Raw genomic sequence first — 14,044 nt, 5'->3', positions numbered from 1 at the left:
TGCACCAGCCGTTAACCATTGCGGTATAGCAACGACGTTCGTGCCACGCCGAATCCGAACCCTCCTCTCCGTGCTCCGCGAAGACGTGGACAGCTTTGCCAGCCGCAACGAGGAGATTGCGGCGCGCACCAACCTCCTCGCACTCAACGCCGCCATCGAGGCCGCCCGCTCGGGCGAAGCCGGCCGCGGCTTCTCGGTCGTCGCGCAGGAAGTGAAGGCACTCGCACAGCAGGCGCGCAGCAGCTCGCTCGAATTCCGCTCCGAAGTGCGCGAACGCATCGCGATGGGCGCAGGCATCGCCGACGAGATGGTCGGCGAGATCGAAGGCACGCGGCTGGTCGAGCTTGCCCAGGCGCTGATCCAGAACGTCACGCGCCATTTGTTCGATCGGAGCGTCGACCTGCGCGTGATGGCCGCGGACGCCGAAGTGATCGCCGCGACGATAGACCCCACCCCCGCCAAGGTCGCGGCGGCGCAGGAGCGGCTCGCGCTCTTCACCCGCGCCTCGCCCTATTATCTCAATACCTTTGTCGCCAACGCCGGCGGCCAGGTGTTTCTCTCGTCCAACCCGACCGCGCGCGTGCGCCAGGCGGACCTGTCCAAGGCGCCGCAGTTCCTGCGTGCGATGGGCAGCCGTCACAGCGACGAATGGTTCACCGACGAAGTGTGGCAGAACCCCTGGTCCGATCACCGCGCGGTGCTCGTGTTCGTCACCGGCGTGCGCAGCCGCGGCCATGAAGGCACGCCCGAGGGCGCCTTCTATCTCGAATATGACTGGCAACGGCACATCGCTCAGATGCTCGCCGATCGCTCGCTGTTCTCCGAGCGCGACTGGGAGCGGACGCGCATCTCGATCGTCGACGAAGCCGACCGAGTCGTCGCCGACACGCAGGGCGCGCATTTCGGCGAGAAGATCGCCCTCCCCGCGCGCGCGGTGCGTGGCGCAGAGGTGCGCGGCGACTCCACGGTCGCCTTCGCCGCCGCGACCGAATATCTCGGCTTCCACGGCCTGGGGCTGCGTTGCGTGATCGAGCAGGAAATGCCGAGCACTGCCGACATCGAGGCCGCGCTCGGCGGGCTCAGGGCGCGCCAGATCCACCTGGCGTGACACTGGCCGCGGCCGCGCCTATGCGGCGGCGTGGCTCTCGGGTTCGAACTGCTCCTTCCCTGGCTGGATCTCGCCGGCCTCTCCGTCTTCGCGGCGTCGGGCGCGCTCGCTGCCGCGCGCAAGCGGCTCGATTTCGTCGGCGCCTGCTTCTTCGCGCTGATCACTGCGACGGGTGGCGGCACGCTGCGCGACCTGCTGATCGGCGCGCCGGTCTTCTGGATGCACGACCCCAAGCCGGTGATCCTGTGCGTGGTCATCGCGCTGGGCGCCTGGGCGATCCCGCTGCGCTGGTGGCCCGAGCGCGCGCTCGAATGGCTCGATGGCGCGGGGCTCGCCGCCTATGCGGTCTATGGCGCCGGCAAGGCGCTCGACTATGGCATTCCGCCAATCCCGGCGGTTGCGGCCGGCGTCGTCACGGCATGCATTGGCGGCGTCATCCGCGACATCACCGCCGGCGTCCCGTCGATCCTGATGCGGCACGAGCTCTACGTCACCGCCGCGCTGCTCGCCGCGGCGCTGTTCATCGTGCTGACGATATCGGGCGTCGCGATGCCCTGGCCCGCGCTGGCTGGCTTCGCGGCCGGGTTCGCCCTGCGCGGGGCGGCGATCCGCTGGCGGCTGGCGCTGTCGCCCCACCGGGGGCATTGACGCCCCCGCTGCGCACCGCGTTACTTGCCGAGCTTCTCGATCTTGTCCTGCAGTCGCTGGAGCTCGGCCTTGAGCGCGGCGACGTCGTCCTCGGCGCCTTCCTCGGCTGCCGCAGCAGGCGCTGCCGGCGTCGCGCCGGGCTTGAACGCCTGGGCCGCGGCTTCGAACATGGCCATGTTGCGCTTGGCGATCTCGGCGAAGGGCGAGTTGGCGAAGGCGCCCTCGACCGCCGACTTGAACTGCTCCTGGTTGCGGCGGAAGCTCTCCATCGAGGCTTCCAGATAGCCCGGCACCATCGCCTGCATCGAATCGCCATAGAGCGCGATGAGCTGGCGGAGGAAGCTGACCGGCAGCATCGTCTGGCCGCGCGCCTCTTCCTCCATGATGATCTGGGTCAGGACATTGTGCGTGATGTCCTCGTCGGTCTTGGCGTCGACGACCTTGAAGTCGCGCCCCTCGCGCGTCATCGCGGCAAGGTGGTCGAGCGTGATGTAGGACGAGGTCTCGGTGTTGTAGAGCCGCCGGTTGGCGTACTTCTTGATGATCACCGGACCGTTGCCACTAGCTGCCTTCTTCATGCACACCCCCGGACGTGACTGGCATACACCTAACACCCTTTCTTTCCGCGCCGCAACACGGACCGCGCCCCCTGCCGCTGTTTCTTGAGCTGCTGCGCAGCGAGACTGCAGCATCACCCGAGCGGCGCACGGCGGCGCTGGCAGGGTTAAGTGCCTATCAACAGGCGGAAAGATCCGCACCGCGCCCGCTCAAGCCGGCGATCGCACGAGCGGGTCGCGCGGTGCTGCGCGATTATGGCGGTGCGGCGGGAAGGGGCCGCATGCCGGTGGTGTTCGTCCCCTCGCTGATCAATCCGCCGCTGGTCCTCGACCTCGCGCGCGGCAATTCGCTGCTGCGCTGGCTCGCGCGGCAGGGCTTCTGCCCCTTGCTGGTCGACTGGGGCAGCCCCGGCCCCGAAGACCGCGCGCAGGACGTCGACGCGCATATCACCGAGCTGCTGCTACCGCTTCTGCGCAGCCTCGATTCGCCGCCGGTGCTGGTCGGCTATTGCCTCGGCGGTACACTCGCCACCGCGGCGGCAGCGGCGCATCCGGCCGCCGGGCTGGTCAACATCGCCGCGCCTTGGCGCTTCACCGGCTATGGCGAGGCACTCGAACCGATCGCCGAGCTGTGGGACCAGGCGCATGCAACCTGCGAGCAGCTCGGGCTGGTGCCGATGGAGGTGCTCCAGTCGGGCTTCTGGCGGCTGGATCCGCGCCGCACCGTCGCCAAGTTCGAGCGTTTCGCCCGGCTCGCCCCGGGCAGCGCCGAGGCCCGGGCCTTCGTCACGCTCGAGGACTGGGCCAATGCCGGCGCGCCGCTCACCTATGGCGCGGGACGTCAGCTTTTCGACGACTTCTTCTCCGCCGATCTGCCGGGCACCGGCCGCTGGCGAATCGAGGGCCGTGCGGTCGATCCGCAGGCGCTCGCCTGCCCTGCCCTGTCCTTCGTCTCGACCACCGATCGCATCGTCCCCGCCGCCAGCGCCGCGCGCTTCGGCGAGGTTCGCGAGCTGGCGATGGGGCATGTCGGGATGATCGTGGGCGGCCGCGCACGGGCAGCGCTGTGGGAACCGCTTGCAGGCTGGCTAAGGGACGTTCGGCCTACTAGATAGCCGCCGAACGTAACGCCTAATCCGGAGTCCCCTTCCATGGCCGATATCGTGATCACTGCCGCCAAGCGCACCCCGGTGGGCAGCTTCCTCGGAGCCTTCGCCGCCACGCCCGCGCACGAGCTCGGCCGCGTCGCGATCGAGGCTGCGCTGGAACAGGCGGGCGTCTCGGGCGAGGAAGTCTCCGAAGTGATCCTCGGCCAGGTTCTCACCGCCGCGCAGGGCCAGAATCCGGCGCGCCAGGCGTCGATGGCTGCGGGCATTCCCAAGGAAGTGCCCGCCTGGGGCGTGCAGCAGGTCTGCGGCTCGGGGCTCCGAGCGGTGGCGCTGGCCTATCAGGCGATCGCGACGGGCGACGCGACGATCGTCGTCGCCGGCGGGCAGGAGAGCATGTCGCTCAGCCCGCATGCGCAGACGCTGCGCCCGGGCACCAAGATGGGCGACCTCAGCCTGGTCGACACGATGATCAAGGACGGCCTGACCGACGTCTTCAACGGCTATCACATGGGCATCACGGCGGAGAATCTCGCCGAGCAGTATCAGGTGACGCGCGAGGCGCAGGACGGCTTCGCGGTGCGCTCGCAGAACCTCGCCGAGAAGGCGCGCGCCGAGGGCCGCTTCAAGGACGAGATCGCGCCGGTGACGATCAAGGGCCGCAAGGGCGACACCGTGGTCGCCGACGACGAATATATCCGCGCCGGCGCCACGATCGAAGGCGTCGCGGGCCTGCGCCCGGCGTTCAAGAAGGACGGCAGCGTCACCGCCGCCAATGCCTCGGGCCTCAACGACGGCGCTGCCGCGCTGGTGCTGATGTCGCGCGAGGAGGCCGAACGCCGCGGCGCGCCGATCCTTGCCCGGATCGCGAGCTGGGCCTCGGCCGGCGTCGACCCGTCGATCATGGGCATCGGTCCCGTCCCCGCCAGCCGCAAGGCGCTGGAGAAGGCCGGCTGGACCGTTGCCGACCTCGACCTGATCGAAGCCAACGAAGCCTTCGCCGCCCAGGCGCTGGCGGTCGGCAAGGACATGGGCTGGGACGCCGACAAGGTGAACGTCAACGGCGGCGCGATCGCGATCGGCCACCCGATCGGCGCCAGCGGCGCGCGCGTGCTCACCACCCTGCTCTACGAGATGCAGAAGCGCGACGCGAAGAAGGGCCTCGCCACTTTGTGCATCGGCGGCGGCATGGGCATCGCCATGTGCGTCGAGCGGTGAGGCGCCCTTGAGGCAAGAGGGGGCGGTCCGGCGGGCCGCTCCCCTGGCCCTTGTTACATTTTGTTTCAGTAATGTTGCTCGTCTGCAACATCGGGAAACAAATCCCGCGACGCAATATAATTGCGCTTGCGCGGGCCCTGCCCCTGCGCCCCAATGTGTTCATCGGGCATTCAGCCTGACAAGGGGCACAATATGAAACTCTCCCGTTTGCTGGGCGCGACGGCACTCGCCAGCGCCTCCTTCCTCCTCCCGCAGGTCGCGTTCGCGCAGACCGCCGACACTGCCGCTACGACGGCGCAGGAAGCTGCCGACGCACAGGACGAGTCGACCGACGAACCTCAGCAGCAGATCGTCGTCACCGGCTCGCGCATCCGTCGCCCGAACCTCGAATCGAACGTGCCGATCACGTCGATCTCCGGCGATCAGATCTTCCAGCAGGCGCAGACGAACGTCGGCGACACGCTGAACAACCTTCCGCAGCTGCGCAGCACCTTTGCCCAGCAGAACCCCGGCCTCGGCGTCGGCATTGCCGGCCTGAACCTGCTCGACCTTCGCGGGATGGGCACTTCGCGTACGCTGGTGCTGGTCAATGGTCGGCGCCACGTCGCGGCCGACATCCTCAACAATGCCGTATCGCCTGACATCAACTCGATTCCGAACGATCTGATCGAACGTATCGACATCGTTACCGGCAGCCAGTCGGCCACCTATGGCTCGGACGCGATCGCCGGTGTCGTCAACTTCGTTCTTCGCGACAGTTTCGATGGCGTGCAGGTTCGCGGCTCGAGCGGTATTTCTGACGAGGGCTTCGGCGCCAATCAGTACGTCTCGGCGATGGTCGGCAAGAATTTCGCCGAAGGCCGCGGAAACATCGTGCTGCACGGAGAATATGCGCATCAGGAGCGCGTGTTCGGCTCCGATATTCCGTGGCTCGCGAGTCAGGACGGTCTCGCGGTGATCGACGTCGATACCGCAGGACTGGCGAACGGCAGCGACAGCTTCCCCGATCGCGCTTTCGTCCGCGATATTCGCAGCGCTTCTATCCATCGCTACGGGCTCGTGCCCGTCACGCAGTCGGGCTCGGGTCCGCTTTGCGGCACCGGCCTCGGCTCGACCAACGGCGCCCCCGGCATCGGTTCCGGCAGCACCGTCGGCACGCCGTACAACTGCACCTATGTGTTCACTCCCGGCGGCGCGCTGACGCCGCAGACCGGCACGCGGTTGGGCCAGGGCGTCATCGGCACGATCCTGGGCGGCAACGGGCAGACTGGCCGCGAGGACAAGCTCCTCTCGGTGATGCCTTATCAGCAGCGCCTCAACTTCAACCTGCTGGCGCATTTCAGGGTCAGCGACGCGTTCGAACCGTTCATCGAAGCCAAGTGGAATCGCGTGAATACGCTCGGCTCGAACGCGGGTCCGTCCTTCATCCAGGGCCAGTTCACGCAGTTCGACATTCGCGAACGCATCCGCCTCGACAACCCGTTCCTGAGCGCGGGCGACCGTGCCACGATTGCCAACGCGATTCTGGCCTCGGGCTGCAACCCGAGCCTGAGCGCGCCCTGCAATGTCACCGGGATCGCTTCGTCGTTCAACCGTACCACGCGAAGCGGCCAGGGCATTACGGGCCCGCTGGACGCCGCGGATCGCGCAGCGATCGCCGCGGGCACCTATCGCTTCGTCGTTGCGCGTCAGCTCGCCGACTCTGGCATCCGCGACGAGGAGTTCGAACGAGACACCTACCGCATCGTGGGTGGCGTTCGCGGTACGTTCAATGACGACTGGAATTACGAACTCTCGGCGAACTACGGCAAGTTCACCGAAGAGACCGTGACCTACGGCTATCTCGACCGCCAGCGCTTCCTGCTGTCGCTCGACGCCGGGCGCAATCCCACAACCGGGCAGATCCAGTGCCGCGCCCAGTTCGATCCTGCCGCCCGAGTGGCGTTCGCCGGCAGCGACGCACGGCTCGCTTCCGATATCGCAGCCTGCGTTCCCTACAATCCGTTCGGTGCCGCCGATAACAGCGCCGCCGCGAACTACTTCACCTACAACGCCCGCCATAAGGCCAGCATGACGCAATTCGACGTGCTCGGCTTCGTCGGTGGCGATTCGAGCCAGCTCTTCGAACTTCCCGGCGGTCCGATCGGCTTCGCGTTGGGCGGCGAATATCGTCGCGAGACGGCGCGCTACCAGAACGACCCGTTCGTGGAGAGTGGCGCCACAAATGCGGTGATCGTGGGTGAATTCGACCCGCCGGCATTCGAAGTGAAGGAAGCCTTCGCGGAGCTCAACATTCCGATCCTCAAAGACACGCCCTTCTTCCACCAGCTCTCGCTGACCGGCGCGGGCCGCGTTTCGGACTATAAGGGCGCCGTGGGCACCGTCTGGACGTACAATGTCGGCGCCGACTGGGCTCCGGTCGAAGACCTGCGCTTCCGCGCCAGCTACGGCAAGGCCGTCCGGGCACCCAACGTGTCGGAAACCGGCTTCCCGGCCGTGCCGAACTTCGCACCGGGTTTCCTCGACCCGTGCGCGTCGGGGCAGATTGCGAACAATCCCAATCGTCAGGCGAACTGCGCCGCCGATCTGGGGGGCCTGCTGGCGGGCCTTCCGAATACCGCCTACTCGCTACCGATCATCAGCGGCAGCAACCCGAACCTTCAGCCCGAAGTGTCGAAGTCTCTCACGATCGGCGGCGTCTTCCAGCCGCGGTTCGTGCCCGGCCTCTCGCTGAGCGTCGACTATTATGACATTCAGGTCGACAACGTCATTGTCTCGCTTACGGCGCAAGCCATTGCGAACGGCTGCTACGATCAGCCGAGCCTCGACAACCCGCTCTGCGCTGTGTTCTCGCGCTGGCAGGGGCCGGGCGTCGGGGCGCTGGGCGAACAGCCCGGTCAGATCCTCGGCAACTCGCTGGTCTCGGCGCCGGTCAACTTTGCCAAGCGCATCCGTCGGGGTGTTGACGTCAACCTGACGTACCGTGCGCAGCTCAGCGACGATATCCGTCTCGATACCAACATCATCTACGTACACGGCCTGAAATCGAGCAATTACGAGAACCCGTCGCTGCCCGATTTCGAGAACCGCATCCTGAGCGAGCTCGGCGATCCCAAGGACGAGTTCCGGCTGGACGCGGATCTGAACATGGGCAGCGTAACCTTCGGCTATCGCCTGCACTATATCGGCCCGATGTATGTGAACGCGTACGAAGACTTCAACGAGCTGCCGGCGGCATGTTCGACGACTTGTCCGCCGAACAACCTCGATTATGCGGACATCCAGCAGTATCCGGAAGTGTTCTACCACGACGTGCGGTTCACCTGGGATCTGAAGAACCTCGACGACTTCGCGCGGGACTTCCAGCTCTATGCCGGCGTCGACAACATCATGAACAAGGTGCCTCCGCTCGGCAGCACCGCGACGGGTGCGGGCAGCGCGATCTACGACATCCGCGGCCGGACGCTCTACGCGGGCTTCCGCGCACGGTTTTGATCCGGGGCGAATGCACGTTAATCAGGGGGCGGAGGAAACTCCGCCCCTTTTTGTCCCGGTGGGAGCGACCGTGGTGAAGCCCTTGCAGCTTGCGACACACTGTCTGGAACAGGGGCGAAGCGACGACGCCTACGCCCTGTTGCAGCAGGCAGCGGCGGCGGGCGACACGGACGCGCTGATGCAGCTGGCGGTCTGGCATCTGAGCGGGACGATATTCGCGCGCGATCTGCCTGCAGCGCGACACTTACTCGGTCGGGCAGCCGCCCTCGGCCACGCCGATGCGGCGTTGATCGAGATTGCCCTCACTGCCAACGGCAGCGGCGGGACGGCCGACTGGAAGACCGCCGCGCAATTGCTCGACCGCGCCGCCCGCAAGGACCCCCTGGCTGCAGAATATCTCGAGCTTCTCAGGAAGATGGACTTGGACGAGGACGGCGCGCCTCGCGAGCTCCCGCAATCGGCTCCGCTCCACCCGAAGCCGCGCATCGAGCATTTCGCACGCTTTTGCACGCCCGAGGAATGCGTCCATATCGCCTCGCTGACCGCCAATTTTCTCCAGCCCGCGAGCGTCTTCGACCCTCGTTCTGGCAAGATGATCGCGCACCCGATTCGAAGCTCGGACAATGCGGTGGTGGGCCCCACCCAGGAATCGCTGGTGGTGCAGGCGATCAACCGCCGCATCGCCGCCGCGACCGGCACCGCGACGGAACAGGGCGAGCCGCTGACCGTGCTGCGCTACGCCCCCGGCCAGCAATACCGCCCCCACCTCGACACGCTCCCTTCGCCGGTGAGCAACCAGCGCATCCGCACCGCGATCCTCTACCTCAACGCGAACTTCACTGGGGGCGAGACCGAGTTCCCGCTGCTGGGGATCAAGGTCGCGCCGGGCGCGGGCGACCTGCTGGTGTTCGACAATGTCGATGCGCAGGGCGCGCCCGAACCGCTCAGCCGCCACGCCGGGCTACCTGTTATCAGCGGTACCAAGTGGATCGCGACGCGCTGGATCCGCGCCCGGCCGACCAGCGCGTGGGAGCTTTCGGACGAAGCGCGCGCGGCTGCCCCGGCGGGCTAGCCCCAGACGCGGTCGAAGCGCGGTCCCAGGCCGGTGAGCAGCTCGTACTGCGAAAGCCCGCTGAGCGCCGCCGTCTCGGGCAGCGCATAGTCGAGCGAGACCCAGTCGCCCTCGCCCAGCTCCGGCGCCGCGTCGACGCCGACCGCGGTCAGGTCCATCGAGACGCGCCCCAGCACCGGCAGCAGCCGGTCGCCCGCCCAGGCACGGCCCTTGCCCGAGAAGCAGCGCAGATAGCCGTCGGCATAGCCGATGTTGAGGATCGCCACTTCGGTGTCCGCGGGCGCGGTCCAGGTCGCGTTGTAACCGAGGATGTCGCCCGCGCGGACGCGGCGGCGCTGGAGGATCTGCGCCTCGGGCGTCACCACCTGGCGGATGCCGTCGTGCGCCGCGCGCTGCTTGCCGCCATAGAGCGCGATGCCCGGGCGGGTCAGGTCGAAATGATAGTCCGGCCCCAGCGCGATCCCCGCCGAATTGGCGAGGCTCAGCCGCCGGGCCGAAGTCCGCCCCCGCATCGCCGCCAGCGCCTCGCGCTGCCGGGCATTGAGCGGCACGTCCTCGTCGGCGGAGGCGAGATGGCTCATCAGCGTGTCGATGGAGAGGCCGTCGAGCGCCCCCGCCGCCACATCCTCGGGCGCGATGCCGAGCCGGTTCATGCCCGTGTCGATCATCACGTCGCAGGCGCCGCCGCCGGCTTCGCGCCAGCGCTGCACCTGCTGAAGCGTGTTGAGCACCGGGCGCACGCCCGCCGGCAGCTCGCCCGCCATGTCCGCGGCGCGGGCGCCGTGGAGCACCGACACGCCCACGCCCTGCCCGGCGAGCGCCGCCGCCTCGGCCCAGGTCGCGACGAAGAAGTCGCGGCACCCCGCCTCGGCCAGCCGCCGCACGACTTCGCGCGCGCCCAGCCCATAGCCGTTTGCCTTCACCGCCGCGCCGCACGCCGCGCTGCCGCTCAGCCGCGCGAGGAGCTGCCAGTTGGCGACGAGCGCCGCGCCGTCGAGGCGCAGCCTTAGCGGGGCATGAGTCATGCCGGACCGGTTAGCGTCGCGAGCCCGCGCGCGCCACCGTCTCCTTCAGCCCGAACACCGTCACCAGCAGCGCCATCGCCACCACCGCGAAGGTGTACCAGAGCCCCGAATAGGGATTGCCGCTCTTGGCGACCATGTAGCTGCTGATCAGCGGCAGGAAGCCGCCGAAATAGCCGGTGCCGATATGATAGGGGATCGACATCGAGCTGTAGCGGATGCGCGAGGGGAACATCTCGCTGAGCAGCGCTGCCACCGGTCCATAGGTCGCGCCCGAAAGCGCCATCAGCCCGAGCACCGCGAGCACGATCGCCACGATATTCCCGGCAGGCGGCACTACTTTGTCGAGCCGGTAGCCCGCGCTCGCCAGCGCCGCGTCGATGCTATCGGCGCTGAGATCGCTCACCGGCGTCCCGCCGACCGACAGCGTCACTGCCGGCGCGCGCACGGTGCGATAGGCGACACCGCGCTTGGAGAGATGGTCGAGCAGCCGGCCGCACTCGTCGGGCTGCGTCGTGGCGAAGGGATCGTAGCGGCACTGCGGGCCCGAGACGACCACGGGCGCCCGCCGCGCCGCCTCGGCCAGTCCGGGATTGGCCGCACTGCCGATCACCCAGAAGAGCGGGAAGAGCAGCACCAGCGTCAGCGCATAGCCCCAGACGATCGGCTTCTTGCGCCCGATCCGGTCCGAGAGGTGGCCGAAGAAGATGAAGAAGCCGAGCCCGACGATCGCCGTCCCGCCGGTGATCAGCTGCGCCGCGGTCGGATCGAGCCGCATCGGCCCCTGCAGGAACGACAGCACCGAGAACATCGAGGTGTACCAGATCACCGTCAGCCCGGCCGCGATGCCGAACAGCGCGACCAGCAGCCGCCGCCAGTTGCCCGGATAGGTGAAGCTCTCGAGGAAGGGATTGGCCGCTGTCTCTCCCGCTTCCTTCATCGCCTTGAACACCGGGCTCTCGGACAGCTTCAGTCGCATCCACAGCGATACCGCGAGCAGCACCAGCGAGAAGAGGAAAGGCACGCGCCATCCCCAACTGGCCCACACATCCCCCAGCACCAGTCTGGAGAGCAGCACCACCACCAGGCTGAGGATGAAGCCACCCACGACGCTCGCCTGGATGAAGCTGGTGTAGAAGCCCGCGCGCCCGTCGGTCGAATGCTCGGCGACATAGATCGCGGCGCCGCCATATTCGCCGCCCAGCGCCAGCCCCTGGGCGATCCGCAACAGGATGATCAGCACCGGCGCCGCCATGCCGATCGCGGCATAGCTGGGCACCAGCCCCACGCCGGCGGTCGCCATGCCCATCAGCGTGATGGTGATCAGGAAGGTATATTTGCGCCCCAGCCGGTCGCCCAGATAGCCGAACAGGATCGCGCCGAGCGGCCGGAAGCCGAACCCCACCGCGAAGCCCGCCCAGGCGAGCAATGTCTGGAGCACTTCGTTGCCCGCGGGGAAGAAGGTGTGACCGATGATCCCGGACGCGGCGAGCGTGCCGTAGATGAAGAAGTCATACCATTCGAACACCGTGCCCAGCGAGGACGCGGCGATCACCAGCCGCATGTCCTTCTTCGTCGGTCCGGCTTCGCCGTATGTTGCGGCCATCGCGCTCTTCCCCTTCTGGCACGGGACGGTAGCGAGTCGGCGGCAACCGGTCGAGAGAGACCATCGTATCACCCCAAGAGCGGCGCGCTCCTGCTACGGCACCCCGCCCGCGTCTTTGGCTGCGGTCAAGCCAGCCCTGGTCAATGAAATTCCGGCGAGTCTGGTCGGCACGGTCGGAGCGCGCGCCTCTGCCGAATAGCGACCGAAGCCTGACCGGATCAGCGCGGGGCCGCTCCAACGGCCTCGCGCAACCTCAGGCCGCCAGCGTCTCCAGCGCCTCGCTCGCTTCCATCCACAGCGCCTCGGCGGTCTCGATCTTCTCGGACAGCTCCGAACGGCGCTTCATCAGCTCGGTCATGGTCAGCTTGGTGAGCGCCGCGTCGGCCGATGACGGATCGAACATCGCGCGCTCGACCGCGCTGCGCTGCTCGGTCAGCCTGGCCAGTTCGGACTCGGCGGCCTTGGCGGCCTTGCGCAGCTCGGCGCCCTTCTCGCGCGCCTCGGCGGCGGCGCGGCGCGCCTCCTTCTTGTCGGCCTTGCTCGCCTTGGGCCCCTGCCCCTCCTTGCTCAGCACGAAGGCGATGTAATCGTCGAGGCTGCCGTCGAATTCCTTCGCCGTACCCTGGTCGACCAGCACCAGCCGGTCGGCGGTCATCTCGAGCATGTGGCGGTCGTGGCTGACCAGCACCACCGTGCCGGTATAGTCGTTGAGCGCCTGGATCAGCGCCTCGCGCGCGTCGACGTCCAGGTGGTTGGTCGGCTCGTCGAGGATCAGCATGTGCGGCGCGTCGCGTGTGATCAGCGCCAGTGCGAGGCGCGCGCGCTCGCCGCCCGAAAGCTTGCCGACCAGAGTCGTCGCCTTGTCGCCCGAGAAGCCGAAGCGGCCGAGCTGGGCGCGCACCGCCGACTGGCTCGCGCCCTTCATCAGCCGCGTCATGTGATCGAGCGGCGTGTCGTCGCGGTCGAGCTCCTCGACCTGATATTGGGTGAAATAGCCGACGCGCATCTTGCCCGATGCGTTCATCGCGCCGTCCATCGGCGTCAGCTGCGCCGCGAGCAGCCGCGCCAGCGTGGTCTTGCCGTTGCCGTTGCGCCCGAGCAGCGCGATCCGGTCGTCGGGATCGATGCGCAGGTTGAGCCGCTGGAGGATCGGCTTCTCGCCATAGCCAACGCTGGCGAGGTCGAGCGTGATCAGCGGCGGACGCAGCTCGTCGGGATTGGGGAAGGCGAAGCTGAGCGTCGGATCGTCGACCAGCTCGGCGATCGGCTGCATCTTGGCGAGCGCCTTGATCCGCGACTGCGCCTGCTTGGCGGTCGAGGCGCGGGCGGAGTTCTTGGCGATATAGGCCTGCAGATGCTCGCGCTGCGCCTGCTGCTTCGCCCGTGCCGAGGCGAGCTGCGCCTGGCGCTCTGCGCGCTGGCGCTCGAACGCATCGTACCCGCCCGGATAGAGCGTCAGCTTGCCCCGCTCGAGATGCAGGATGTGATCGACGACGTTGTTGAGGAAGTCGCGCTCGTGGCTGACCAGCAGGATCGTCGCAGGATAGGATTTTAGGAAGTCCTCGAGCCACAGCACCGCTTCGAGGTCGAGGTGGTTCGAAGGCTCGTCGAGCAGCAGCACGTCGGGCTGCGAGAACAGCAGCGAAGCGAGCGCGACGCGCATCTTCCACCCGCCCGAAAAGCTGTCGAGCGTGCGGTGCTGCATCTCCTCGTCGAAGCCGAGCCCGACGAGGATCTGCGACGCGCGGCTGGGCGCGGTGTACGCATCGATCGCCATCAGCCGCTCATAGACTTCGCCCAGCCGGTCCGGATCCTGGCTGGTCTCGCTCTCGGCGAGCAGCGCGGCGCGCTCGACATCGGCGGCAAGCACCGTCTCGAACGGCGTGGCGTCCCCTGCCGGCGCTTCCTGCGCGATATAGCCCAGCCTCGCGCCGCGCGGCATGTCGATGCTGCCGGTATCGGGTTCGAGCTGCGAGGCGATCACCTTGACCAGCGTCGTCTTGCCCGCGCCGTTGCGCCCGATCAGCCCGATCCGCCCCCTGGGAGGCAGCTTGGCCGTGGCGCTGTCGAGGATCGTGCGCCCGCCGAGGCGCACCGTGATGTCGGTCAGGTTGAGCATGATGCGCGGCGCCTAGCAGCTGCACTCCCGTCCGTCACCCCGAGGGAAACGCCTATCCACGCAACGCATCTCTTTCCAATTTGGAAAATTATC

At 67.7% G+C, this 14,044-nt stretch carries 10 protein-coding genes; 6 read left to right on the top strand and 4 right to left on the bottom strand.

Annotated features, from left to right (window positions below):
• The first annotated feature begins 70 nt into the window (after nt 1-70).
• Together J7500_RS17100 and J7500_RS17095 are read left to right on the top strand one after the other, a co-directional pair.
• Nucleotides 71-1,108, top strand: a complete 1,038-nt coding sequence (locus J7500_RS17100; protein WP_294063212.1) for a methyl-accepting chemotaxis protein — start codon at nt 71-73, stop codon at nt 1,106-1,108.
• A gap of 30 nt (nt 1,109-1,138) precedes the next feature.
• Entirely contained in the window at nt 1,139-1,756 is a 618-nt protein-coding gene (locus tag J7500_RS17095) for a TRIC cation channel family protein (RefSeq protein ID WP_294063211.1), read from the top strand.
• A gap of 20 nt (nt 1,757-1,776) precedes the next feature.
• On the opposite strand, the gene phaR is transcribed toward J7500_RS17095, so the two are convergent.
• Nucleotides 1,777-2,334, bottom strand: a complete 558-nt coding sequence (gene phaR / locus J7500_RS17090) for a polyhydroxyalkanoate synthesis repressor PhaR (protein WP_294063209.1) — start codon at nt 2,332-2,334, stop codon at nt 1,777-1,779.
• Nucleotides 2,335-2,405: 71 nt separating this feature from the next.
• Between phaR and J7500_RS17085 the strand changes: the two genes are divergently transcribed.
• The 4 genes from J7500_RS17085 (at nt 2,406) to J7500_RS17070 (ending at nt 9,204) form a co-directional block, all read left to right on the top strand.
• Nucleotides 2,406-3,428, top strand: coding sequence for an alpha/beta fold hydrolase (locus tag J7500_RS17085; protein ID WP_294063330.1), 1,023 nt, complete (start codon nt 2,406-2,408; stop codon nt 3,426-3,428).
• 36 nt (nt 3,429-3,464) lie between these two features.
• Nucleotides 3,465-4,637: an acetyl-CoA C-acetyltransferase gene (locus J7500_RS17080; protein WP_294063208.1), complete on the top strand. Its 1,173-nt coding sequence runs from the start codon at nt 3,465-3,467 to the stop codon at nt 4,635-4,637.
• A 207-nt stretch (nt 4,638-4,844) separates the two neighbouring features.
• Nucleotides 4,845-8,132, top strand: coding sequence for a TonB-dependent receptor (locus tag J7500_RS17075; RefSeq protein WP_294063207.1), 3,288 nt, complete (start codon nt 4,845-4,847; stop codon nt 8,130-8,132).
• A 70-nt stretch (nt 8,133-8,202) separates the two neighbouring features.
• Nucleotides 8,203-9,204, top strand: a complete 1,002-nt coding sequence (locus J7500_RS17070; protein ID WP_294063205.1) for a 2OG-Fe(II) oxygenase — start codon at nt 8,203-8,205, stop codon at nt 9,202-9,204.
• On the opposite strand, the gene alr is transcribed toward J7500_RS17070, so the two are convergent.
• The 3 genes from alr to J7500_RS17055 form a co-directional block, all read right to left on the bottom strand.
• On the bottom strand, nt 9,201-10,229 hold the full coding sequence (gene alr, locus J7500_RS17065) for an alanine racemase (RefSeq protein ID WP_294063204.1): 1,029 nt from the start codon (nt 10,227-10,229) through the stop codon (nt 9,201-9,203). The two genes, J7500_RS17070 and alr, sit on opposite strands and share 4 nt — an antisense overlap.
• A 10-nt stretch (nt 10,230-10,239) precedes the next feature.
• Nucleotides 10,240-11,832: an MFS transporter gene (locus tag J7500_RS17060; protein ID WP_294063202.1), complete on the bottom strand. Its 1,593-nt coding sequence runs from the start codon at nt 11,830-11,832 to the stop codon at nt 10,240-10,242.
• 253 nt (nt 11,833-12,085) lie between these two features.
• Complete coding sequence (locus J7500_RS17055; protein WP_294063201.1) at nt 12,086-13,951, bottom strand: ABC-F family ATP-binding cassette domain-containing protein; 1,866 nt, start codon at nt 13,949-13,951, stop codon at nt 12,086-12,088.
• Nucleotides 13,952-14,044: the final 93 nt, after the last annotated feature.

It is taken from the genome of Sphingomonas sp. (assembly GCF_017744835.1).
In the GTDB taxonomy this organism is placed as follows: Bacteria; Pseudomonadota; Alphaproteobacteria; order Sphingomonadales; family Sphingomonadaceae; genus Sphingomonas.
The sequence above is the reverse complement of the archived record's forward strand: the minus strand, read 5'-3'. Positions and strand labels throughout refer to the sequence as shown.